Raw genomic sequence first — 23,258 nt, 5'->3', positions numbered from 1 at the left:
TCAACGACATCGCCCGCGACCTGACTATCTGGATGGCCGCCCGCGACTTCCCCGGACGGCCAACCAGGCAGGTCAGCGAGTTCTAAAACACGGCCTAGGGCCTGCCCGGCGGATCATGGCCGGGTCCGCGACACCCGCAGGGCCTGTCCGGCCGGGCCGGGCACCCCCGGTCCCGTCGGGCGCGTCACGCCGACACGCCCGGACGCCGCAGCGCCGAGACGCCGGAGGGCCGGTACGGAATCGCTTCCGTACCGGCCCTCCGGCGTGTCCTACAGCCCCGCGGCGGCGGAGAGGTCCCGCTTGATCGCGGCGAGCAGCTCCGCGCCCGTGGCGCGGGCCGTCGAGAGCTCGCCCGCGTCGGCGACCGGGACGACGACCTCCAGGTAGCACTTGAGCTTGGGCTCGGTGCCGCTCGGGCGGACGATGACCCGGGCCTTGTAGTCGCCCTCCAGGTGGTAGCGGAGGCCGTCCGTCGGCGGCAGCGACTCGGTGCCCTTCGTCAGGTCCTCGGCCGAGACGACCGTGAGCCCGGCGAGCGCGACCGGCGGCCGCTCGCGCAGCGCGGCCATCGCGTTCGCGATGATCCCCAGGTCCTCGACCCGCACCGACAGCTGGTCCGTTGCGTGCAGCCCGTGCTCCACCGCCAGGTCGTCGAGGAGGTCGGTGAGCGTGCGGCCCTGCTCCTTGAGCACCGAGGCCAGCTCGGTGACGAGAAGCGCCGCCGTGATGCCGTCCTTGTCGCGGACGCCCTCGGGGTCGACGCAGTAGCCGAGCGCCTCCTCGTAGCCGTACCGCAGTCCCTCGACGCGGGCGATCCACTTGAAGCCGGTCAGCGTCTCCTCGTAGCCGACGCCCGCGGCCTCCGCGATCCGGCCGAGCAGCGAGGACGACACGATCGACTCGGCGAAGACGCCCGTCGCGCCCTTGCGCACGAGGTGCGCGGCCAGCAGCGCGCCCACCTCGTCGCCGCGCAGCATCCGCCAGCCGCCCTCGACGGACGCGTCCGGCACGGCCACCGCGCAGCGATCGGCGTCCGGGTCGTTGGCGATGACGATGTCGGGGGCCACGGCCCGGGCCGCCTCGAAGGCGAGGTCCATGGCACCCGGCTCCTCCGGGTTCGGGAAGGCGACCGTCGGGAACGCCGGGTCCGGGTCGGCCTGCTCGGCGACGAGCGCCGGCGGCGGGAAGCCGGCCCGGGCGAACGCGGCCGTCAGGACCTCCCTGCCGACGCCGTGCATGGCCGTGTAGACCGTCCGCGCGGTCCGGGGGGAGCCGGGCGTCAGGACCGCGTCCGTACGCTCCAGGTACGCCTCCAGGACCTCGTCGCCGAGGGTCTCCCAGCCGGTCTCCGGACGCGGCACGTCGTGCAGCGAGCGCACCGCGGCGATCTCGGCGGCGATCTCCGCGTCGGCGGGGGGCACGATCTGCGAGCCGTCGCCCAGGTAGACCTTGTAGCCGTTGTCCCGCGGCGGGTTGTGGCTCGCGGTCACCTCGACACCGGCGACGGCACCCAGGTGCCTTATGGCGTACGCGAGGACGGGCGTCGGCAGAGGGCGCGGCAGGACGGCGGCGCGCAGCCCGGCGCCGATCATCACGGAGGCGGTGTCACGGGCGAAGTCGGCGGACTTGTAGCGGGCGTCGTAGCCGATCACCACGAGGCCGCCGGTCTGCCCCTTCGCCTTGAGGTACGCGGCCAGCCCCGCGGCCGCGCGGATCACCACCGAGCGGTTCATCCGCATCGGCCCTGCGCCGATCTCACCGCGCAGCCCGGCCGTGCCGAACTGCAGCGTGCCGCTGAACCGGGCGGCGAGCTCGTCGGTCGCTCCGGCGTCGATGAGCTTCGCGAGCTCCTCGCGGGTCTCGCTGTCGGGGTCCTCGGCGAGCCAAGCCTGGGCCCGGGTGAGGAGGTCGTCCTGCGTCACGGTGTGCCTTTCGGGGTGTGCGGGCGGGAGGGCGGGGCTGTTTCTCTTCCCCACCCCGCCCCTTCCCGAACTGGGGGCGGGCCCCCGGACCCCCGTACGGCCTGCGGCCGTGCCCCCGAACGCCGGGCGGGCCGGGTTTCCGCCCGGGGGGCGAGGTCCGGCCCCGCCGGCGATCGAGGCGCGGGGTCCGGGGCGGAGCCCCGGTGTCGGGAAGGGACGCGGGTCTCAGATGCGGTCGAGGACCCGCGTCAGCAGCTCGCCCATCCGCGCGGCCGAGTCACGGCCCGCCTGGAGGACCTCCTCGTGGTTCAGCGGCTCGCCCGAGAGCCCCGCCGCCAGGTTGGTGACGAGCGAGATGCCCAGGACCTCGGCGCCGGCCTCGCGGGCCGCGATGGCCTCCAGGACCGTGGACATGCCGACGAGGTCGCCGCCCATGACGCGGACCATGTTGATCTCGGCCGGGGTCTCGTAGTGCGGGCCGGGGAACTGGACGTACACGCCCTCTTCGAGGGTCTCGTCGACCTCCTTGCACAGCGCGCGCAGGCGCGGCGAGTACAGGTCGGTGAGGTCGACGAAGTTCGCGCCCACGATGGGGGAGGCGGCCGTCAGGTTGATGTGGTCGCTGATGAGGACCGGCTGGCCGGGGCGCATGCCCTCGCGCAGGCCGCCGCAGCCGTTGGTGAGGATGATCGTCTTGCAGCCGGCGGCGACGGCGGTGCGGACGCCGTGGGCGACGGAGGCGACGCCCCGGCCCTCGTAGAAGTGGGTGCGGCCCAGGAAGACCAGCGCGCGCTTGTCGCCGATCTTGTACGAGCGGACCTTGCCGCCGTGTCCTTCGACGGCCGGCGGCGGGAAGCCGGGGAGTTCGGTGACCGGGAACTCGGCCTCGGGGGCTCCGAGGGCGTCGACGGCGGGCGCCCAGCCCGAGCCCATGACGAGGGCGACGTCGTGGTTGTCGACTCCGGTCAGCTCGCGAAGTCGTGCGGCAGCGGCCTCGGCGGCCTCGTACGGGGTGGCAGTTGCGTTCACTGACTCTCTCGCCTCGGGGAGGGGAGTCCGAGGGGGGCCCCGGACGGATTTGGTACGCGAAGAAGCGTAGCCGGAGAATGCCTACGCGCGTAGATGACGATGCTGACGGACATGCGATCGTTGTCTTGTCGTTTCCGACGAACGGGCGGGTCCGACCCTCCCGGGCGGATCAACAGGGACGCTTGCGCAACTCCATCACGTAGTCGTGCGGCGCGCCCGCCGACTCGGCCGCGTCCGCGACCTCGCCCAGGTACCGCGCGGACGGCAGGCCGCCCTCGTAGGCGTTGAGCACGTAGACCCAGGCGGGCTCCTCGCCGTCGAGCGTGTGCACCCGCACCCGCATCCGCCGGTAGATGTCCAGGCCCACGCCCTCCCAGCGGTCCATGGAGTCCTCGTCCATCGGCGCGATGTCGTACAGCGCCACGAAGACCTGGGAGCGGGGGGCCTCCACGATGGTGGCCAGCGCTCCCTCCCAGCCCATCTGCTCACCGCCGAAGGTGAGCCGCCAGCCGTTCAGCCAGCCGGTGCCGCGCAGCGGGGAGTGCGGTGCGCGGCGGCTCATCAGCCGCGCGTCGAGGTTGCCGGCGAAAGCGGCGTAGAGCGACATGGCACCGAGAGTACGGGAGCGGGCGGGGTGCCCGGCGAACTCCGAGGTGGCGGGCGTGCGGAGGCCTCGCGACACCCCTACGGTGCCCCGACGTGAGGCAGCGCGGGGCGTGCGGGAGAATGGGGTACGCACTTGAAGCGTGCGGGACAATGGTGTACGCACTGCACCCCAGCGGGGGGACCCCCCGGCAGAACGAGAGCGCGAGGCGTAGATCCCAGTGACCCGGATCGTGATCATCGGCGGCGGACCCGGCGGATACGAGGCGGCCCTGGTGGGCGCCCAACTCGGCGCGGAGGTGACCGTCGTCGACTGCGACGGCCTCGGCGGCGCGTCCGTCCTGACCGACTGCGTCCCCTCCAAGACCCTGATCGCCACCGCCGAGGTGATGACCACCTTCGACTCCTCGTACGAGGAGCTCGGCATCATCGTCGCGGACGACACCCCGCACGTCGAGCAGGCCGCCCGCGTCGTCGGCGTGGACCTCGGCAAGGTCAACCGACGCGTGAAGCGCCTCGCGCTCGCCCAGTCGCACGACATCACCGCCTCCGTCACCCGGGCCGGCGCCCGGGTGCTGCGCGGCCGCGGCCGGCTCTCCGGCCGGCAGGCCGTGGACGGCTCCCGCCAGGTGATCGTCACCGCGGCCGACGGCACGGAGGAGACGCTCACCGCGGACGCCGTGCTGATCGCGACCGGTGCCCACCCGCGCGAGGTGCCCGACGCCAAGCCGGACGGCGAGCGCATCCTGAACTGGACGCAGGTCTACGACCTGAAGGAGCTCCCGGAGGAGCTCATCGTGGTCGGCTCCGGCGTCACCGGCGCCGAGTTCGCCGGCGCCTACCAGGCGCTCGGCTCCCGGGTCACCCTCGTCTCCTCCCGCGACCGGGTGCTGCCGGGCGAGGACCCTGACGCGGCGGCCGTCCTCGAGGACGTGTTCCGGCGCCGCGGCATGAACGTCATGGCCCGCTCCCGCGCCGAGTCCGCCAAGCGGGTCGGCGACCGGGTCGAGGTCACCCTCTCGGACGGCCGGGTCATCTCCGGCACGCACTGCCTGATGGCGGTCGGCGCGATCCCGAACTCGGCCGGAATGGGCCTGGAGGAGGCCGGGGTCAAGGTGAAGGACTCCGGTCACATCTGGACCGACCGGGTCTCCCGTACCAGCGCCCCCGGCGTGTACGCGGCCGGCGACGTCACCGGCGTCTTCGCGCTGGCCTCGGTCGCCGCCATGCAGGGCCGTATCGCGATGTACCACTTCCTCGGCGACGCGGTGGCCCCGCTGAACCTGAAGACGGTCTCGTCGAACGTCTTCACCGACCCCGAGATCGCCACCGTCGGCTACACGCAGGCCGACGTGGACGCGGGCAAGATCGACGCCAAGGTCGTCAAGCTGCCGCTGCTGCGCAACCCCCGTGCGAAGATGCAGGGCATCAGGGACGGCTTCGTCAAGATCTTCTGCCGCCCGGGCACCGGCATCGTGGTCGGCGGCTGTGTCGTCGCCCCGAAGGCGAGCGAGCTGATCCACCCGATCTCGATCGCGGTCGACAACAATCTGACGGTCGAACAGATCGCAAATGCTTTCACCGTGTACCCCTCCCTGTCGGGCTCGATCGCGGAAGTGGCACGGCAGTTGCACACCCGAAAGTCGGCGGACGAGGCGTAACACCCCCGGCCGGCCCCGCTCCCGCCTGCGGGAACGGTTCGCCGACTCGGACAACCCCCGGCAAGGCGGGGCATAGATCAACCAACGACGGGGCCTCCCATACCACTTGGAGGCCCCGTCCGTGCGCATCTTCTGCAATTCGGCGCATAGTGCTGAAAAGTATCGGCCGGTCACGTTACTGTCAGTTTCGTGTTCGCTGCAGAACGTCGTCAGTTGATCCTCGAAATGGTGCGAGCCAATGGGGCCGTGTCGCTCCGCGAGCTCGCCCGCGTCGTCCAGACCTCGGAAGTGACCGTACGGAGAGACGTACGGGCGCTCGAGGCAGAAGGACTCCTCGACCGCCGCCACGGCGGTGCGGTGTTGCCGGGTGGATTCACGCGAGAATCCGGCTTCCCGCAGAAATCCCATCTCGCGACCGCGGAGAAGACGGCCATCGCCGACGTCGCCGCGAGCCTCGTCGAAGAAGGCGAGGCCATTGTCGTCGGCGCCGGGACGACCACGCAGGAGCTGGCCCGCCGGCTCGCCCGCGTGCCCGGTCTGACCGTGGTCACCAACTCCCTGCTCGTCGCCCAGGCCCTCGCCCACGCCAACCGGGTCGAGGTCGTCATGACCGGCGGCACCCTGCGCGGCTCCAACTACGCGCTGGTGGGCAGCGGTGCCGAGCAGTCCCTCCAGGGGCTGCGGGTCTCCCGGGCCTTCCTCTCCGGAAGCGGGCTCACCGCCGAGCGGGGCCTGTCCACGTCCAACATGCTCTCCGCGAGCGTGGACCGGGCGCTGGTGCAGGCGGCGGCGGAGGTCGTCGTCCTCGCCGACCACACCAAGCTCGGCTCCGACACCATGTTCCAGACGGTGCCGACGGACGTCATCACCCGGCTGGTCACCGACGAGCCCCCGGCCCACGACGACCGGGCCGCCACCGAGCTCCAGGCCCTCGCCGACCAGGGCGTGCAGATCGCCGTCGCAGGCACCGGCCAGGGCCAGGGCGGCGGCGACCAGCACCCTCCGGGCGCCCGGCCCCGCCGTGACATGCCCCTCCCGGTCCAGCGGGGCCGGATGGCAGCCGGGCAGTACCGGGGCCCGGGCGGCGCGATGGCCGCGGAGACGATGGAGCGCACCGCGCGCGTCGCGGACATGCGTCGCCGCTGAGGCCCCGAGGGACCCTCCCCCAGGGGTCCCACGCCCTCCGCGCGCACGGCAGGAAACCCCCGGTGGTCCGGTGGCGTCGCGAGCCGCTCGGCCGTGAGTCCCCGCAGGGCCGGCGCGAGCCGCTCAGTCCTTGAGGCCGCGCAGGGTCAGGGCGAGGAGACGATCCGCGAGCAGGGTGTCCTCCGGGCACTGCTCCGCCGCCAGCGCGATCGCGTTGGTCAGCTGCATCAGGTCGCCGATCGACACGTCGGCGCGGACCTGCCCCGCCTCCTGGGCGCGCCCGAGCAGCCGCTCGCCCGCCGCACGCAGCGGATCGCTGCACCGGGCGAGGGCCGAACTCCGGTCGTACGAGGCGGACATCAGCGCGTGCGCGAGCCCCCGGTACTCGACCGCGTGGGTGATCAGGGCCCGCAGCCATTCCACGAGCGCCCGGCACGGCGCGTCCGCCCCCGCCAGATCCCGCGAGCGGTCGAGCAGTTCCGCCAGGGCCTCCTGGAAGACCGCGTTGAGGAGCTCGGCCCGGGTGGGGAAGTGACGGTAGAGCGTGCCGATCCCGACGCCCGCGCGCCGCGCGATCTCCTCCAGGGGCGCGTCGGTGCCCTGTCGCGCGAAGGCGGCCCGGGCTTCGGTGAGCAGCCGCTCGTGGTTGCGGCGCGCGTCGGCTCGCATGGTGATGGCCTCCCCTGGTCCGGCCCGATCCGCGGGACACGGCATGCCCGAAGGGCCCGCAGGCGGCTGCCTGCGGGCCCTTCGTACCGTACTGGGTGCGACGTCAGTCCTTGATGTCGCAGATGGAGGCACCGGAGGTGACCGACGCGCCGACCTCGGCGTTCAGCCCCTTGACGGTGCCGGAGCGGTGCGCGTTCAGCGGCTGCTCCATCTTCATGGCCTCCAGGACGACGATCAGGTCGCCCTCCTTGACCTCCTGGCCCTCCTCGACCGCGACCTTGACGATCGTGCCCTGCATCGGGGAGGCGAGGGTGTCGCCGGAGGCGGTCGGGCCGGACTTCTTGGCCGCGCGCCGCTTCGGCTTCGCACCCGCCGCGAGGCCCGTGCGGGCCAGCGTCATGCCGAGCGAGGACGGCAGGGAGACCTCGAGGCGCTTGCCGCCGACCTCGACGACGATCGTCTCGCGGTTGCCCTCGTCCTCGTCCGCCTCGCCGCCGGCGGGGGCGAACGGCTTGATCTCGTTGACGAACTCCGTCTCGATCCACCGGGTGTGGACGCGGAACGGGTCGGCGGTGAAGTCGGGGTCGACGACGACGGCCTGGTGGAACGGGATCGCGGTCGCCATGCCCTCGACCTTGAACTCCGCCAGGGCGCGGGCGGCGCGCTGGAGCGCCTGCTCGCGGGTCGCACCGGTGACGATCAGCTTGGCGAGGAGCGAGTCCCACGCCGGGCCGATGACCGAGCCCGACTCGACACCGGCGTCCAGACGGACACCGGGGCCGGTGGGGGCGTTGAAGACGGTGACGGTGCCGGGGGCGGGCAGGAAGCCGCGGCCCGGGTCCTCGCCGTTGATGCGGAACTCGAAGGAGTGACCGCGCACGGCGGGGTCGCCGTAACCGAGCTCCTCGCCGTCGGCGATGCGGAACATCTCACGGACCAGGTCGAGGCCGGTGACCTCTTCGGTGACCGGGTGCTCGACCTGGAGGCGGGTGTTGACCTCCAGGAAGGAGATCGTGCCGTCGGTGCCGACGAGGAACTCGACCGTGCCGGCGCCGACGTAGCCGGCCTCCTTCAGGATCGCCTTCGACGCCGCGTACAGCTCCGCGTTCTGCTCGGCCGTCAGGAACGGCGCGGGCGCCTCCTCGACCAGCTTCTGGTGGCGGCGCTGGAGCGAGCAGTCACGGGTGGAGACCACGACCACGTTGCCGTGCGAGTCGGCGAGGCACTGCGTCTCGACGTGCCGCGGCTTGTCGAGGTAGCGCTCGACGAAGCACTCGCCGCGGCCGAAGGCGGCGACGGCCTCGCGGACGGCGGAGTCGTACAGCTCGGGGACCTCTTCGAGGGTCCGGGCGACCTTCAGGCCGCGACCGCCGCCACCGAAGGCGGCCTTGATCGCGATCGGCAGGCCGTGCTCCTCGGCGAAGGCGACGACCTCGTCGGCGCCGGACACCGGGTCGGGCGTACCGGCGACGAGCGGGGCGCCGGCGCGCTGCGCGATGTGACGCGCCGCCACCTTGTCGCCGAGGTCGCGGATCGCCTGCGGCGGCGGGCCGATCCAGATCAGACCGGCGTCCAGGACCGCCTGTGCGAACTCGGCGTTCTCGGAGAGGAAGCCGTAGCCCGGGTGGACGGCGTCCGCGCCGGAGTCCTTCGCGGCCTGCAACACCTTGGCCATGTCCAGATAACTGGTCGCCGGAGTGTCACCGCCCAGAGCGAACGCCTCGTCGGCCGCCCGGACGTGCAGAGCGTCCCGGTCCGGATCGGCGTACACGGCCACGCTGCCGATACCCGCGTCCCGGCACGCCCGGGCCACACGGACAGCGATTTCGCCACGGTTGGCGATGAGCACCTTGCGCACGATGGCTCCCTCCTTGAAACAAGCTGAGTTTAGGGACTGCCGACACGGCCTTTCGACCCGTCCCCAGTGGTGAGCTTGCCCACACGGAGCGTGACCCCGGGCCTGCTCGGGTCGTGAATTCCCTTGTCGCACCACGGTACGCAGGGTTCCTTTACGGCACAGTAGCTCCGAGGTGTGGCGCAGGTCTCTGTTCATGCGGCCAGTCGCCATTCGGGTTTCTTTGTCGAGTCCCTACGAATGGCTCAACGATTCTTTGCGGACCCGGTGCCGCCGCCCGTTCGTGTGCGAACCCTTGTCCCGGTGTTTACCGGCCAGTAGCCTTCGCGCTGTCGATCGTACTGTCGGTAACAAGCGAATGCAGGGGGTGGCCGAGGTGGCCCGCAGACCGATAGCTCTCGTGACGGCGGCGGTGCTCCTCCTCGAAGCGCCCGGCATCGTCGCGATCAACGCCGTGATGGCGCGGTTCGTCGAGGTGCAGGCCATGTCGCTCGACGGCATGGACCCCGACGCGATGGTCACCGGCACCTGGGCGCTCGGCATCGGCTCCGGTGCCGCCCTCGTCCTCTGCGGTCTCGTCGCCCTCGTCGCGGGCATCCGCGACCGGGCGCCCGGCCGCTTCGGCAGGGTGCTCCTCATCGGCTGCGCCGTCGTCCACGGCATCCTCGGCGCGGTCGCCGTCGGCCTCCTCGGCTGGAAGGCCTTCGCCTTCCTGATGCTCGTCCTCGGCCTGCTCGTCCTCACCCTGGTGATGTACGGCAAGGAGACCCCGGAGGCGGAACCCGCGGCGGGGCCCGCGGCCGCCTGAGCGGTCAGGTCCAGAGGTCGGTGATCTCGACGTTCAGCTTGCGCAGCAGCTTGCGCAGCAGCGGCAGCGACAGGCCGATCACGTTGCCCGGGTCGCCGTCGATGCCGTCGATGAACGGCGCCGAGCGCCCGTCGAGGGTGAACGCGCCCGCCACGTGCAGCGGTTCGCCGCTGGCCACGTACGCCGCGATCTCCTGGTCCGTCGGCTCGCCGAAACGCACCACGGTGGAGGCGGTCGCCGACTCGTACCGCTTGGCGGCCGTGTCGTACACGCAGTGACCGGTCTGCAGGATGCCGGCCCGGCCGCGCATCGCCTTCCAGCGGGCGGTGGCCTCCTCGGCGTCCGCCGGCTTGCCGAGGGCCTGCTTGTCGAGTTCCAGGACCGAGTCGCAGCCGATCACGAGCGCGCCGAAGACCTCGGGCCTGGCGGCCACGTGGGCGGCCTTCGCCTCGGCGAGCGCGAGGGCCAGCTCGGCCGGGGTCGGGGCGTGGACCTTGTCCTCGTCGACACCGCTCACGATCACCTCGGGGGTGAGCCCTGCCTGGCGGAGCAGGCCGAGACGGGCGGGGGAGGCGGAGGCGAGCACGACACGGCGCGGGTCAGCAGTCATGGGGGCAGCGTAGTCAGTACCGCCCGCCCGTTCCCGCCGAACCGGCCCCCGTCACCGGCTCGTCGCCCGTCGGCGACGCGTGCCGCCCCGGACCGGCCTCCGTCCGCGGCTCGTCGCCCGTCGGCGACGCGCGCCGCCCCGAACCGGCCTCCGTCCGCGGCTCGTCGCCCGTCGGCGACGCGCGCCGCCGCGACGCGGCTTCCGTCACCGGCTCATCGCGAGCTGGCGACGAACATCGCCACCACCATCGCCAGCGCCAGGAGCACGCCGGTGCGGCGGAGCATCGCCTGCATGTCCCGCAGGAACTTCGGGGGCTGGTTCTTCGGGTCGGACCACAGCATGCCCCGATCCTCCGGGCGCGGCCCGCGGGGCGCCTGAGTACGGATACTCAGGCGCCCCGCGCCGAAGGACTATTCGCGGACGAACACGCCGTCGCGCGCGGCCGCGAGCGCCGCCGTCGCGGCCCGTTCCGCCACGTCCGCGGCGAGCTCCTCGTGGGTGACCGCGAAGCGGTAGTAGAGCGGTGCGGAGACGGCCCGGAGCAGCTCCACGGGGTCCGTCCCGGCCGGGACCTCGCCGCGGGCGGCGCCCTTGGCGACGGCCGGGGTCCATTCGGCGAGCCGGGTCCGGTAGAAGCCGGCGAGGGCGCGGGCGCACTCCTCGTCGCAGGCCGCCGCGGCGATGACCGCGCGGAAGACGGCGCCCATCCGGGGGTCGGTGAGGGTGGCCCGGACGAGTTCGGCGTTGGCCCGGAGGTCGCCGGCGAGGGTGCCGGTGTCGGCGGCGGGCAGGGACTGCTCCGCCATGTCGTGCAGGAGGTCGCCGACCAGGCCGGTGGGGGAGGTCCAGCGGCGGTAGACGGTGGTCTTGCCGACGCCGGCGCTCGCGGCGATCCGGTCCATGTTCAGGGCGTGGAAGCCGGACTCCGCCAGGGCGTCCAGGGTGGCGTCGAGGACGGCCCTCCGGACCTTCGCGGTGCGGCCGCCGGGGCGCAGGGTGCCGGGCGTGGCCGGCCGACTCTCGTTCAAACGGGTCTCCAGTTCCATTAACGCCATCGACTCTGCTACGGTACGGGACATCTTAACGGAACCAGCTTCCCATTAAGGGGTCTCGCATGGTCACCCTCGATCTCCCCGCCCCCGCGGACCGCGCCGAAACCCGCATGACCGGCCGGACGCGGCTCGTCCTCGTCGTCCTGCTCCTCGCCCAGTTCATGCTGGCCGTCGACTTCTCGATCCTGAACGTGGCCCTGCCCGTCATCGGCCAGGGGCTCGGCTTCACCCTCGGCGGCCTCCAGTGGATCGCCACCGCCTTCGCCCTCGCCGCCGCCGGCTTCACCCTCCTCTTCGGGCGCGTCGCCGACCTCGTCGGCCGCCGCCGCCTCTTCCTCGGCGGCATGGCGCTCCTCGGCCTCTCCTCGCTCGTCGGCGGCCTCGCCACCGGCCCGGAGGTGCTGATGGCCGCCCGGGTCGCCCAGGGCCTCGCCACCGCCGCCGTCACCCCCGCCGGGCTCTCCCTGCTCACCTCCTCCTTCCCCGAGGGCCCGCTGCGCGCCAAGGCGCTCGGCCTCAACGGCGCCCTGATGTCCGCGGGCTTCACCACCGGCGCGATCCTCGGCGGCGTCCTCACCGACCTGCTCTCCTGGCGCTGGGCCTTCCTCGTCAACGTGCCGGTCGCCCTCGCCGTCCTCCTCGTCGCCCCCGCCGTCGTCCAGGAGAGCCGTCCCGCGGTCCGCCCCCGCCTCGACGTGCCCGGCGCGATCACCGTCACCGGCGGCCTCCTCGCCCTCGTCTACGGCCTGACCGTCGCCGGCGAGCACGGCTGGACCGATCCCGCCGCCCTCCTCGCCCTCGCCGCCGGAGCCGTCCTCCTCGCCGCCTTCGGCCTCGTCGAGCGCCGCGCCGCCTCGCCCCTCGTCCCCCTCCACGTCCTGAAGCGCCGCACGGTCGTCTGGGGCAACGCCGCCGGGCTCGTCGCCTTCGTCACCGAGACCTCGCTGGTCTTCCTGATGACGCTCCACCTCCAGGACGTCCTCGGCTTCTCGCCGCTCGCCGCCGGGCTCTCCTTCGGCGTCCTCGGCGCCGGCACGATCCTCGGCGGGGTGACCGCCTCCCGCTTCATCGGCCGCTTCGGAGCCCGTACCGCCCTCGTCTCCGGCGGACTCCTCCAGGCCGTCGCGACCCTCTCCCTGTACGGGCTCGGCGACGACCGCAGCGGCCTCTGGCTGCTGCTCGCCGCGACCTTCGCGGGCGGCGTCGGCAACATGCTCGCGATCGTCGGTTTCATGGTCACCGCCACCTCGGGCATCCCCGACGGCGAGCAGGGCGCGGCGACCGGCCTCGCGACCATGACCCAGCAGATCGGCATCACCATGGGCACGCCGATCATGAGCGCCGTCGTCGTCACCGCCCCCGTGCTCCTCGACGGCATCGGCCTCGCGGTCCTCGTCAACGCCGCGATCGTCGCCGCCGGAGCCGTCCTGGCCGGGCTCTTCCTCCCCCGCGCGTGACGGCCCCCTCCGCCGTACCCGACGGGATCGGCGTACGCGAGAGGCCGGACCCCCCGCACACGGGGTCCGGCCTCTCGTCACGTGTCGGCTAGACGGGCCAGTACGACCTCGCCCAGGCCCGCGGGCCCGGACGCTGCCGTACCTTCCGCGCGATGCGGGAGGGATCCGACCACCCCTCCGGCACCGCCGGGCCGGCGCCCTCGGCGGACGCCGCCGCCGTGGCCGCGGCCCGGGCTTGAACGACCGCCAGTGCGGCGGCCAGCTCCTCGGGCGTCGGGTTTCCTCGTACGACCTTGATCACAACGGCTCCTTCAGCGCTCGTACGGGGCCTACAGCGGGATGTTGCCGTGCTTCTTCGGGGGAAGGGATTCCCGCTTCGTCCGCAGTTGACGCAGCCCCTTCACGATCTGCGGGCGGGTGTCGGAGGGCAGGATCACCCCGTCGATGTAACCGCGCTCGGCCGCGATGTACGGGTTGAGCAGCGCGTCCTCGTACTCCTGCATCAGCCGCGCCCGCTCCGCGTCGACGTCCTTGCTGGCGGCCTCGGCCTCGGCGATCGTCCGGCGGTGCAGGATGTTGACCGCGCCCTGCGCGCCCATGACCGCGATCTGCGCCGTCGGCCACGCCAGGTTCAGGTCCGCGCCCAGGTGCTTGGAGCCCATGACGTCGTACGCGCCGCCGAAGGCCTTGCGGGTGATGACGGTGATCAGCGGGACGGTCGCCTCGGCGTACGCGTAGATCAGCTTCGCGCCGCGCCGGATGATGCCGCCGTACTCCTGGTCCACGCCCGGCAGGAAGCCCGGTACGTCCACGAAGGTCAGGACCGGGATGTTGAACGCGTCGCAGGTGCGGACGAACCGCGCGGCCTTCTCGGACGCGTTGATGTCCAGGCAACCCGCGAACTGCATCGGCTGGTTGGCGACCACGCCGACCGGGAAGCCCTCCACCCGGCCGAAGCCGGTCACGATGTTCGGCGCGAACAGCGCCTGGGTCTCCAGGAACTCGCCGTCGTCCAGGACGTGCTCGATGACCTTGTGCATGTCGTACGGCTGGTTCGCCGAGTCCGGGATCAGCGTGTCGAGCTCGCGGTCCTCGTCCGACACCTCGGTCTCCGCGGTCTCCGGGAAGGCCGGCGGCTCGGAGAGGTTGTTCGACGGCAGGTACGACAGGAGCGACTTCACGTACTCGATCGCGTCCTTCTCGTCCCCCGACATGTGATGCGCCACGCCCGAGGTCGAGTTGTGCGTCCGGGCGCCGCCCAGCTCCTCGAAGCCCACGTCCTCGCCGGTCACCGTCTTGATGACGTCCGGACCGGTGATGAACATGTGCGAGGTCTGGTCCACCATCACCGTGAAGTCGGTGATCGCGGGGGAGTACACCGCGCCGCCCGCGCACGGGCCGACGACCAGCGAGATCTGCGGGATCACCCCGGACGCGTGCGTGTTGCGGCGGAAGATCTCGCCGTACATGCCGAGCGCGCTCACACCCTCCTGGATGCGCGCGCCGCCCGAGTCGTTGATGCCGACGACCGGGCAGCCGGTCTTCAGCGCGAAGTCCATCACCTTGATGATCTTCTGGCCGTACGTCTCGCCGAGCGCCCCGCCGAAGACGGTGAAGTCCTGCGAGAAGACGGCGACCGGGCGCCCGTCGACCGTGCCGTAGCCGGTGACGACACCGTCTCCGTACGGGCGGTTCTTCTCCAGGCCGAAGTTGGTCGACCGGTGCCGCGCCAGCTCGTCCAGCTCGACGAACGAGCCTTCGTCGAGGAGCAGGGCGATCCGCTCGCGCGCGGTCAGCTTGCCCTTGGCGTGCTGCTTCTCCACCGCACGCTCCGAGCCGGCGTGAGTGGCCTCGTCGATACGGCGCTTGAGGTCCGCGATCTTGCCTGCGGTCGTGTGAATGTCGATCTCGTACTGCTCTGCCGGCTCGGACATCGGGATGCGGCTCCCTGCCTGGTCACGGGGGGTTCGTTGACTACGAATGGGCTACTGCTGACCTACTGACCCGTAGCGTATCGACGCACATACGGTTCGGCACTGCGGTCTTTGCCACACCTACTCTGGCTTGCATGACGTCCTCCCAAGGCTCCGGCGGACCCTGGTCCGACCTCGACCGGCCCCCGCTGAACGCTCCCGGACTGCGCCGCGCGCTCGTGACGCCCGACGGTCCCTGGACCTCGCTCGACGTGGTCACCACCACCGGTTCCACCAACAGCGACCTCGCCGCCCGCGCCGACGAGCTGCCCGAAGGCGCCGTCCTCGTCGCCGAGGAGCAGACCTCGGGCCGCGGCCGCCTCGACCGCAGCTGGACGGCGCCGGCCCGCTCCGGACTCTTCGTCTCCGTCCTCCTCAAGCCCGAGGTGCCGGTCCACCGCTGGGGCTGGCTCCCGCTGCTCACCGGCGTGGCCGCCGCCACCGGCCTCGCGAAGGCCGCCGGCGTCGACATGTCCCTCAAGTGGCCCAACGACCTCCTCGTCTCCGTCGACGGCGAGGAACGCAAGACCGGCGGCATCCTCGCCGAGCGGGCCGGCGCGGACGGCATCGTCGTCGGCCTCGGCATCAACGTCACCCTCCGCGCGGACGAACTCCCCGTCCCCGCCGCCGGGTCCCTCCTCCTCGCCGGGGCCGTCTCCACCGACCGCGACACCCTCCTGCGGGCCGTCCTGCGCTCCCTCGGCCAGTGGTACGGCGACTGGGTACGGGCCGACGGCGACCCCGACGTCTCCGGCCTCCAGGCCGCCTACGCCGCAGGCTGCGCCACCCTCGGCCGCCGCGTCCGCGCCGACCTTCCCGGCGAACGGATGCTGGAGGGCGAGGCCGTCGCCCTCGACGGCGACGGCCGCCTCGTCGTCGCCACCGAAGGCGGCGGCACCGAAGCCGTCGGCGCGGGCGACATCGTCCACCTCCGGACCTAGGGCATGCGCTCCGCCCCCGGCGGAACGGGTGGGCACGCCCCCGATGGGTGCCGCGCCCTCCGGGCACTTCACCCGGAGGGCCTCCCGCGCCACGGGGCCGGGTGAGCGTTCCGGCGTGAGCCAGCGCACACCTGTCGTATCGTGGAGCGCGATCCAGGCGACAGATCGGCAGGGCAAGTGGGCAGGGAACGGGCAGGAGGCGGCCGGTGACCGTCGACGACGAGAACGAGGGCGGCACGCCCGAGCCCCCCACGTACCCCACCCCTCACCACGAGGTCGACCACACGGCCGAGCCGAGCGACGACCCCCTCGCCATCCGCCTCGAACAGCTCATCCTCGGCGCGGACCGTCGCTACACCCCGTTCCAGGCCGCCCGCACCGCCGGCGTCTCCATGGAGCTCGCCTCCCGCTTCTGGCGCGCCATGGGCTTCGCCGACATCGGCCAGGCCAAGGCGCTCACCGAGGCCGACGTGCTGGCCCTGCGCCGGCTCGCCGGCCTCGTCGAGGCGGGACTGCTCAGCGAGCCGATGGCGGTGCAGGTCGCCCGCTCCACGGGCCAGACCACCGCCCGGCTGGCCGAATGGCAGATCGACTCCTTCCTGGAGGGCCTGACCGAGCCGCCCGAGCCCGGCATGACCCGCACGGAGGTCACGTACCCCCTGGTCGAGCTGCTCCTGCCCGAGCTGGAGGAGTTCCTGATCTACGTGTGGCGCAGGCAGCTCGCCGCCGCCACCGGCCGGGTCGTGCAGGCCGCCGACGACGAGGAGATGGTCGACCGGCGGCTCGCGGTCGGCTTCGCGGACCTCGTCGGCTTCACCCGGCTCACCCGCCGCCTGGAGGAGGAGGAGCTCGGCGAGCTGGTCGAGGCCTTCGAGACGACCTGCGCCGACCTCGTCGCCGCCCACGGCGGCCGGCTCATCAAGACCCTCGGCGACGAGGTGCTGTACGCCGCCGACGACGCCGGTACGGCCGCCGAGATCGCGCTGCGCCTGATCGAGACCCTCAGCCACGACGAGACGATGCCCGCGCTGCGGGTCGGCATCGCCTTCGGCACCGTCACGACCCGGATGGGCGACGTCTTCGGCACCACCGTGAACCTCGCGAGCCGCCTCACCTCGATAGCGCCGAAGGACGCCGTCCTCGTCGACGGCGCGCTCGCGGAGGAGCTGTCCAGGACCGGCGAGGCGCCCGTCTCCGAGACGGCGGCCGCCGAGGACGCGGCCCGCGCCGAGAAGGAGGGCCGCGAGCCCGCCCGCTACCGCTTCGCCCTGCAGCCCATGTGGCAGCGCCCCGTCCGAGGCCTCGGCGTCATCGAGCCCTGGCTCCTGACCCGCCGTCCGACCCAGGGCCTGTCCGGCGGATCCGGCAGGGCCTAGGATCTCCCGGTGAACGCCGGTTAACAGCCGTTAACGGGCGGGTCTGCGGTCGGGAGGGTGTGCGGTCATGTCCGAGCAGCGCTTCGGTGAGTTCGTGGTGGTCAGGAAGGACGGGGACGGTCATGTGGCCGAGCTCGTCCTCGACCGGCCCAAGGCGATGAACGCCGTCTCGTCCGAGATGGCCCGCTCCCTCGGCGCCGCCTGCGAGGCGCTCGCCGCCGACGCCTCGGTCCGCGTCACCGTGCTCACCTCGTCGAACGACCGGGCCTTCTGCGTCGGTGCCGACCTCAAGGAGCGCAACTCCTTCACCGACGCCGAACTGGTCCGCCAGCGGCCCACCGCCCGCGCCGCCTACACCGGCGTCCTGGAACTGCCGATGCCGACCGTCGCGGCCGTGCACGGCTTCGCCCTCGGCGGCGGCTTCGAGCTGGCGCTCGCCTGCGACGTCATCGTGGCCGACGCGACCGCCGTGGTCGGCCTCCCCGAGGTCTCCGTGGGCGTCATCCCGGGCGGGGGCGGTACGCAGCTGCTCCCGCGCCGGGTGGGCGCGGCGCGCGCCGCCGAGCTGGTCTTCACCGCCCGCCGGGTGGAGGCGGCGGAGGCCCGCGAGCTCGGCCTCGTGGACCTCCTGGAGGAGGACGCGCGGACGGCCGCCCTCGAACTGGCCGGCCGGATCGCGGCCAACTCGCCCGTCGGGCTCCGCGCCGCCAAGAAGGCGATGCGGCTCGGTCAGGGGCTCGACCTGCGGGCGGGCCTCGAGGTCGAGGACGCGGCCTGGCGCTCGGTGGCCTTCTCGGGCGACCGCGCGGAGGGCGTCGCGGCCTTCAACGAGAAGCGCAGGCCGAACTGGCCGGGCGAGTAGGAGTCCCGCGCCGTCCCGGTTTCCGTGTTCCTCTCGAATTTCACCGAATGTCACGTACGGTGACGTCTCGAAGGTGAAATCGGGTCAAACCTCCCTAAGCTGGAGGAATGGGAGAGGATGTACGGCTGCGGGCCGTAGTGGCGCTGGCGCAGGGGATGGCGGCGGCGCACACTCCGCGAGAGTTCTGGCGGGCGGCGGCGCTCGGGGCCTGTGAGGGGCTGGACGGCACGTTCGCGGCCCTGTCCGTCTGGCAGCGGGACCACGGCCGGCTGAAGGTCCTCGTGAACGCGGGGGTGCGGGCCGTGGGCGAGGAGGAGTTCCCGGACTCGGAGACGTATCCGGTGCACCAGTTCCCCGAGATCACCGAGTTCCTGCACGATCAGTGGGCGGGCGGCGGCGAGCCCGACTCCTGGGTCGAGACCGCCGCCGACCGGGTCCCCACCGGCCGCGTCCTGGGCCTGCGGAAGCGGGGCCGGGGCTGCTGCGTGGTCGCCCCGATCGTGCTGCACGGCCGGGCCTGGGGGGAGCTGTACGTGGCCCGCCCGCCGGAGGCGAAACCTTTCACCCGGGCGGACGCCGACTTCGCGACCGTCCTCTCCGCGGTCGTCGCCGCTGGCATCGCCCAGGCCGAGCGCCTGGAGGAGGTGCGCAAGCTGGCCTTCACCGACCCGCTCACCGGACTCGCCAACCGGCGCGCCGTCGACACCCGCCTCGACGAGGCCATCGAGCGCTACCGGGTGGACGGCTCCGTGGTCAGCCTCGTGGTCTGCGACCTCAACGGCCTCAAGCGGGTCAACGACACCCACGGCCACGCCGTCGGCGACCGTCTCCTCGAACGCTTCGGCTCCGTCCTCTCCCGCTGCGGCGCCCGGCTCCCCGGCGCCCTCGCGGCCCGCCTGGGCGGCGACGAGTTCTGCCTGCTCGCGGTCGGCCCCACGGCGGACGAGGTCGTCGCCGTCGCCGAGGAACTCTGCGTACGGGCCGCCGAACTGGAACTCGGCGAGGGCGTCGCCTGCGGCGTGGCCTCCACCGGCGACCCCATCGGCCCCCTCAAGTCCGCCCGCCGCCTCTTCCGGCTCGCCGACGCGGCCCAGTACCAGGCCAAGGCCGACCGCTCCGCCAAGCCCGTCGTCGCCGGCCGCCACGGCACCGTCATCCGTCTCGCGGACGCCCCGCCCGGCGCCCGCGACCGCCGCCGCTTCCGCGACGCCCCCACCGCCGAACCCCCGCCGAACCCCCGCCCGCCCGAACCGTCCTGACGGGGCCGGGGCCTGCCGGACGCTCCGGCCGGCCTCCTCGACCGGTAAGGGTCCGCGGTGTGTCGGGACAGTGACACATTCCCCTAGTGACATGTCGGTCTTCAATCCGTAGGGTGCTGAATATGGATATGCAGACAGTCGTCGTCCTCGGCACGTCCGGCACGACCCCGCAGGACGTCATCGACGTCGCCCGCCACGGCGCCCGCGTCGAGCTGTCGACCGACGCGGTGGCCGCGCTGGCCGCCGCGCGGGAGATCGTGGACGCCCTCGCCGCCAAGCCCGAGCCCGTCTACGGGGTCTCGACCGGATTCGGCGCCCTCGCCACCCGGCACATCGGCCACGAGCTCCGCGCCCAGCTCCAGCGCAACATCGTCCGGTCGCACGCCGCCGGCATGGGCCCGCGCGTCGAGCGCGAGGTCGTCCGCGCGCTGATGTTCCTGCGGCTGAAGACCGTGGCCTCCGGCCACACCGGCGTCCGCCCCGAGGTCGCGCAGACCATGGCCGACGTCCTCAACGCCGGCATCACCCCGGTCGTGCACGAGTACGGCTCCCTCGGCTGCTCCGGCGACCTCGCCCCCCTCTCCCACTGCGCCCTCGCGCTCATGGGCGAAGGCGACGCCGAGGGCCCGGACGGCGTGGTCAAGCCCGCCGGCGAGCTGCTCGCCGCCGCCGGCATCGCGCCCGTCGAGCTCAAGGAGAAGGAGGGCCTCGCCCTCCTCAACGGCACCGACGGCATGCTCGGCATGCTGGTCATGGCCCTCGCCGACCTCGACACCCTCTACAAGTCGGCCGACATCACCGCCGCGCTCTCCCTCGAAGCCCTCCTCGGCACCGAGAAGGTCCTCGAGCCCGAGCTGCACGCGATCCGCCCGCACCCCGGCCAGGCCGCCTCCGCCGCCAACATGCTCGCCGTCCTCAAGGGCTCCGGCCTCACCGGCCACGCCCAGGCGGGCGAGGCGCCGCGCGTCCAGGACGCCTACTCGGTGCGCTGTGCCCCGCAGGTCGCCGGCGCCGGCCGCGACACCATGGCCCACGCCCGGCTCGTCGCCGAGCGCGAGCTCGCCGCCGCCGTCGACAACCCGGTCGTCCTCCCCGACGGCCAGGTCCGCTCCAACGGCAACTTCCACGGCGCCCCGGTCGCGTACGTCCTCGACTTCCTCGCGATCGCCGCCGCCGACCTCGGCTCCATCGCCGAGCGCCGCACCGACCGGCTCCTCGACAAGAACCGCTCGCACGGCCTGCCGCCGTTCCTCGCGGACGACGCCGGCGTCGACTCGGGCCTGATGATCGCCCAGTACACGCAGGCCGCCCTGGTCAGCGACATGAAGCGGCTCGCCGTCCCGGCCTCCGCCGACTCCATCCCGTCCTCCGCGATGCAGGAGGACCACGTCTCCATGGGCTGGTCCGCCGCCCGCAAGCTGCGCACCGCGATCGGCAACCTCAACCGGATCATCGCGGTCGAGATGTACGCCGCCACCCGCGGCATCGAGCTCCGCGAGGGCCTCACCCCGGCGCCCGCCTCGCGGGCCGCCATCGACGCGCTGCGCGCGGCCGGCGTCGAGGGCCCCGGCCCGGACCGCTTCCTCGCCCCCGACCTGGCCGCCGCCGACGCCTTCGTCCGCGACGGGAAGCTCGTCGCCGCCGTGGAGCCGGTCACCGGCCCGCTGGCGTGACGATCACCCGCGGGTGACGAGGGCCCGCCCCCGGTTTCCGGGGGCGGGCCCTCGTGCGTAGGGGAGTTCAGAACGCCCGGCCGCGCCGGCGCATCGCGAGGGCCACGAAGCCCGCGCCGACGCCGAGGAAGCCCGTGCCGCCCAGAACGTACGGGGTGGTGTCGAGCCGGCCGGTGTCGGCCAGGCGCCCCTCGGCGACGGGGCCGTCCTGACTCACCCCGACCCGGACCCCGCCCTGCTCGTCGGTGGCGTTCGCGGACGGCACGAACCACAGGGCGCACAGCAGCGTCCCCGCGGCGGTGGCGGTCAGCAGTGGGCGTCGGGCGGCGGACACGGAAATTTCGATCCCCCCTTGCGGAAACCGCGAATTGGTCGGTGCGCAGATGCTAATGAACACAGCGGGTCGCGGGAAAGCCGAGGCCCTCCCGACCCCTACGCTCCGACCCATGAGTACTTCTGAGACAGCACGCTATGTACGTCTTCGCGTCGATGTCGTCCTGGAGATCGACGGGCCGGCCGAGCTGATCGAGGCCGCGAAGGCCCGGATCGACGGCGACGAGTTCATGCCGGAGGAGGAGCGGGTGCAGGCCCGCGCCGCCGCGACCGAGGACAGCGCCGAGGCGCTCGCCCACCTCGTCGAGCCGTTCGACCTGATCCGCGACGTCCCCGGCATCGAGATGGTCCAGGCCTCTTGGAGCACCGAGGAGGTCGAGTACGACCCCGATGCGCTGGAGTGGGACCTCGGCGAGGAAGATGGGGACGAGGAAGACGACGACGACCGGCCGTAGGGGCGGGCGCCGGCCGCAGCGCCGCCGGTGAACGCCCTGATCGAAGGCCCTGGGACGGTGTCCCGGGGCCTTTCCCGTGCGGGTCGGCCGACGCGTCGGGAGCTGCCGGGAACCGGACGCTCCGCCGGTGCGTGTCGATCAGTGGTGTTCCCCACAAACCGTCCGGTTCCGGAACCGGACGGGGTGTCATGGGTATTCAAGTAGATGTAGCAAGATCCGGCAGGGAATCGGCGACGATGGAGAAGCGTGTGATGACGGACGGCAAGCGCCGCAAGAGCCTGGCCGCCGCGGCCGCCGTGCTCGGTGGCGTGCTGGTGCTCTCGGCGTGCAACGACGGGGACAAGGACGGCAGCGCCTCCGGATCTCCCACGCCACAGTCGCAGGCCCAGGTCGACGAGGCGGCCGCGCAGAAGACCTCCAAGGCGCAGATCACCATCTCGCCGAAGAACGGCGCGCAGAACGCCTCCATCAACAACGACGCCAAGGTCACCGTCACCGAGGGCAAGCTCACCCAGGTCACCATGACCTCCGCCGAGGGCACCGAGGTCAAGGGCGAGATAGCGGCCGACGGCCTCAGCTGGACGCCCTCCGGCCCGCTCAAGCGCGCCACGGTCTACAAGATCGCCGCCACCGCCGCCGACGCGGACGGTCTGGAGGCCCACGAGAACTCCTCCTTCACCACGGTCTCGCAGGCCAACAGCTTCATCGGGAACTTCACCCCCGAGGACGGCTCGACGGTCGGCGTCGGCATGCCCGTCTCGATCAACTTCAACAAGTCGATCACCGACAAGAAGGCCGTCCAGGGCGGCATCAGCGTCTCCTCCAGCTCCGGCCAGGAGGTCGTCGGGCACTGGTTCAACTCCACGCGCCTCGACTTCCGCCCCGACGACTACTGGGCCGAGGGCTCGACCGTCACGCTGAAGCTCGACCTCGACGGCGTCGAGGGCGCCGACGGGGTCTTCGGCGTCCAGCAGAAGACCGTCACCTTCAAGATCGGCCGCAACCAGGTCTCGACCGTCGACGTCGCCACCAAGACCATGACGGTCAAGCAGGACGGCAAGACGATCAAGACCATCCCGATCTCCGCCGGCTCCCCGGAGAACACCACCTACAACGGCCAGATGGTGATCTCCGAGAAGTTCAAGGAGACCCGGATGAACGGCGCCACCGTCGGCTTCACCGACGACGACGGCAAGGGCGAGTACGACATCAAGGACGTGCCGCACGCCATGCGCCTGTCCACCTCCGGCACCTTCATCCACGGCAACTACTGGGGCGCGCGGTCGATCTTCGGCTCCGTGAACACCAGCCACGGCTGCGTCGGCCTCGCCGACGTCAAGGGCGCCGGCGACCCGAACCAGATGGCCGCCTGGCTGTTCGACCACTCGATCGTCGGCGACGTCGTCATCGTCAAGAACTCCGACGACAAGACGATCAAGCCCGACAACGGCCTCAACGGCTGGAACATGAGCTGGTCGGAGTGGAAGGCCGGCTCGGCGGTCTGACCCGGACACACGGGCCCGTGGCCCCCTCCCGTCTCCGGGAGGGGGCCACTCGCGCGTCCGGCCGCGCGG

The 23,258-nt window shown here is 72.5% G+C and carries 22 protein-coding genes; 11 read left to right on the top strand and 11 right to left on the bottom strand.

Annotation, left to right across the window (positions count from 1 at the left end; genetic code table 11):
- Window positions 1-269: 269 nt before the first annotated feature.
- The 3 genes from OO54_RS28080 to OO54_RS28070 form a co-directional block, all read right to left on the bottom strand.
- Entirely contained in the window at window positions 270-1,922 is a 1,653-nt protein-coding gene (locus tag OO54_RS28080) for a phospho-sugar mutase (RefSeq protein ID WP_033207767.1), read from the bottom strand.
- Window positions 1,923-2,147: 225 nt separating this feature from the next.
- Complete coding sequence (locus OO54_RS28075) at window positions 2,148-2,951, bottom strand: purine-nucleoside phosphorylase (protein ID WP_033207766.1); 804 nt, start codon at window positions 2,949-2,951, stop codon at window positions 2,148-2,150.
- A 169-nt stretch (window positions 2,952-3,120) separates the two neighbouring features.
- Window positions 3,121-3,558, bottom strand: a complete 438-nt coding sequence (locus OO54_RS28070) for a gamma-glutamylcyclotransferase family protein (protein ID WP_017239758.1) — start codon at window positions 3,556-3,558, stop codon at window positions 3,121-3,123.
- A 217-nt stretch (window positions 3,559-3,775) separates the two neighbouring features.
- Between OO54_RS28070 and OO54_RS28065 the strand changes: the two genes are divergently transcribed.
- The gene (locus OO54_RS28065) at window positions 3,776-5,215 is read left to right on the top strand and encodes an NAD(P)H-quinone dehydrogenase (protein ID WP_033207765.1); all 1,440 of its coding nucleotides are present in this window, start codon (window positions 3,776-3,778) and stop codon (window positions 5,213-5,215) included.
- 225 nt (window positions 5,216-5,440) lie between these two features.
- Entirely contained in the window at window positions 5,441-6,361 is a 921-nt protein-coding gene (locus OO54_RS28060; protein WP_017239760.1) for a DeoR/GlpR family DNA-binding transcription regulator, read from the top strand.
- A gap of 123 nt (window positions 6,362-6,484) precedes the next feature.
- Here OO54_RS28060 and OO54_RS28055 read toward each other — a convergent pair whose 3' ends face one another.
- A complete protein-coding gene (locus OO54_RS28055) occupies window positions 6,485-7,030 on the bottom strand; it encodes a TetR/AcrR family transcriptional regulator (protein WP_033207764.1) in 546 nt (181 codons plus the stop codon).
- A 103-nt stretch (window positions 7,031-7,133) separates the two neighbouring features.
- Complete coding sequence (locus OO54_RS28050; protein ID WP_033207763.1) at window positions 7,134-8,888, bottom strand: acetyl/propionyl/methylcrotonyl-CoA carboxylase subunit alpha; 1,755 nt, start codon at window positions 8,886-8,888, stop codon at window positions 7,134-7,136.
- A gap of 355 nt (window positions 8,889-9,243) precedes the next feature.
- Between OO54_RS28050 and OO54_RS28045 the strand changes: the two genes are divergently transcribed.
- The gene (locus tag OO54_RS28045) at window positions 9,244-9,693 is read left to right on the top strand and encodes a hypothetical protein (RefSeq protein ID WP_033207762.1); all 450 of its coding nucleotides are present in this window, start codon (window positions 9,244-9,246) and stop codon (window positions 9,691-9,693) included.
- A gap of 4 nt (window positions 9,694-9,697) precedes the next feature.
- Here the strand turns inward: OO54_RS28045 and OO54_RS28040 are convergent, their stop codons facing one another.
- From OO54_RS28040 to OO54_RS28035, 3 genes are all read right to left on the bottom strand, one after another.
- Complete coding sequence (locus OO54_RS28040; protein ID WP_033207760.1) at window positions 9,698-10,303, bottom strand: nucleoside triphosphate pyrophosphatase; 606 nt, start codon at window positions 10,301-10,303, stop codon at window positions 9,698-9,700.
- A gap of 212 nt (window positions 10,304-10,515) precedes the next feature.
- Window positions 10,516-10,644 (bottom strand): morphogenic membrane protein MmpB, encoded by a 129-nt coding sequence (mmpB, locus tag OO54_RS48395; protein WP_017239765.1) that lies wholly within the window; start codon window positions 10,642-10,644, stop codon window positions 10,516-10,518.
- Window positions 10,645-10,713: 69 nt separating this feature from the next.
- The gene (locus OO54_RS28035) at window positions 10,714-11,382 is read right to left on the bottom strand and encodes a TetR/AcrR family transcriptional regulator (protein ID WP_418953281.1); all 669 of its coding nucleotides are present in this window, start codon (window positions 11,380-11,382) and stop codon (window positions 10,714-10,716) included.
- A 35-nt stretch (window positions 11,383-11,417) separates the two neighbouring features.
- Here OO54_RS28035 and OO54_RS28030 point away from each other — a divergent pair, with 35 nt between their 5' ends.
- On the top strand, window positions 11,418-12,812 hold the full coding sequence (locus tag OO54_RS28030; protein WP_033207758.1) for an MFS transporter: 1,395 nt from the start codon (window positions 11,418-11,420) through the stop codon (window positions 12,810-12,812).
- 88 nt (window positions 12,813-12,900) lie between these two features.
- Here OO54_RS28030 and OO54_RS28025 read toward each other — a convergent pair whose 3' ends face one another.
- On the bottom strand, window positions 12,901-13,113 hold the full coding sequence (locus tag OO54_RS28025) for an acyl-CoA carboxylase epsilon subunit (RefSeq protein WP_017239768.1): 213 nt from the start codon (window positions 13,111-13,113) through the stop codon (window positions 12,901-12,903).
- 28 nt (window positions 13,114-13,141) lie between these two features.
- Window positions 13,142-14,746, bottom strand: coding sequence for an acyl-CoA carboxylase subunit beta (locus tag OO54_RS28020; RefSeq protein WP_033207756.1), 1,605 nt, complete (start codon window positions 14,744-14,746; stop codon window positions 13,142-13,144).
- A gap of 134 nt (window positions 14,747-14,880) precedes the next feature.
- Between OO54_RS28020 and OO54_RS28015 the strand changes: the two genes are divergently transcribed.
- From OO54_RS28015 to hutH, 5 genes are all read left to right on the top strand, one after another.
- Window positions 14,881-15,726, top strand: a complete 846-nt coding sequence (locus tag OO54_RS28015) for a biotin--[acetyl-CoA-carboxylase] ligase (RefSeq protein WP_017239770.1) — start codon at window positions 14,881-14,883, stop codon at window positions 15,724-15,726.
- Window positions 15,727-15,932: 206 nt separating this feature from the next.
- Window positions 15,933-17,102 carry an adenylate/guanylate cyclase domain-containing protein gene (locus OO54_RS28010; RefSeq protein ID WP_033207754.1) on the top strand — a complete coding sequence of 390 codons (1,170 nt, stop codon included), beginning with the start codon at window positions 15,933-15,935 and terminating at the stop codon, window positions 17,100-17,102.
- Window positions 17,103-17,169: 67 nt separating this feature from the next.
- Complete coding sequence (locus tag OO54_RS28005; protein ID WP_033207753.1) at window positions 17,170-17,964, top strand: enoyl-CoA hydratase/isomerase family protein; 795 nt, start codon at window positions 17,170-17,172, stop codon at window positions 17,962-17,964.
- A 107-nt stretch (window positions 17,965-18,071) separates the two neighbouring features.
- Complete coding sequence (locus OO54_RS28000) at window positions 18,072-19,223, top strand: GGDEF domain-containing protein (RefSeq protein WP_033207751.1); 1,152 nt, start codon at window positions 18,072-18,074, stop codon at window positions 19,221-19,223.
- Window positions 19,224-19,351: 128 nt separating this feature from the next.
- The gene (gene hutH, locus OO54_RS27995) at window positions 19,352-20,896 is read left to right on the top strand and encodes a histidine ammonia-lyase (protein WP_033207748.1); all 1,545 of its coding nucleotides are present in this window, start codon (window positions 19,352-19,354) and stop codon (window positions 20,894-20,896) included.
- 67 nt (window positions 20,897-20,963) lie between these two features.
- Here hutH and OO54_RS27990 read toward each other — a convergent pair whose 3' ends face one another.
- The gene (locus tag OO54_RS27990; protein WP_017239774.1) at window positions 20,964-21,230 is read right to left on the bottom strand and encodes a hypothetical protein; all 267 of its coding nucleotides are present in this window, start codon (window positions 21,228-21,230) and stop codon (window positions 20,964-20,966) included.
- Between the two features lie 112 nt (window positions 21,231-21,342).
- Between OO54_RS27990 and OO54_RS27985 the strand changes: the two genes are divergently transcribed.
- Both OO54_RS27985 and OO54_RS27980 read left to right on the top strand, forming a co-directional pair.
- Window positions 21,343-21,684 (top strand): hypothetical protein, encoded by a 342-nt coding sequence (locus OO54_RS27985; RefSeq protein WP_017239775.1) that lies wholly within the window; start codon window positions 21,343-21,345, stop codon window positions 21,682-21,684.
- 236 nt (window positions 21,685-21,920) lie between these two features.
- Entirely contained in the window at window positions 21,921-23,189 is a 1,269-nt protein-coding gene (locus OO54_RS27980; RefSeq protein WP_033207745.1) for a L,D-transpeptidase, read from the top strand.
- Window positions 23,190-23,258 lie beyond the last annotated feature (69 nt).

The organism is Streptomyces wedmorensis, from assembly GCF_000716445.1.
In the GTDB taxonomy this organism is placed as follows: Bacteria; Actinomycetota; Actinomycetes; order Streptomycetales; family Streptomycetaceae; genus Streptomyces; species Streptomyces wedmorensis.
This window is presented reverse-complemented; position numbering and strand designations above follow the sequence as displayed.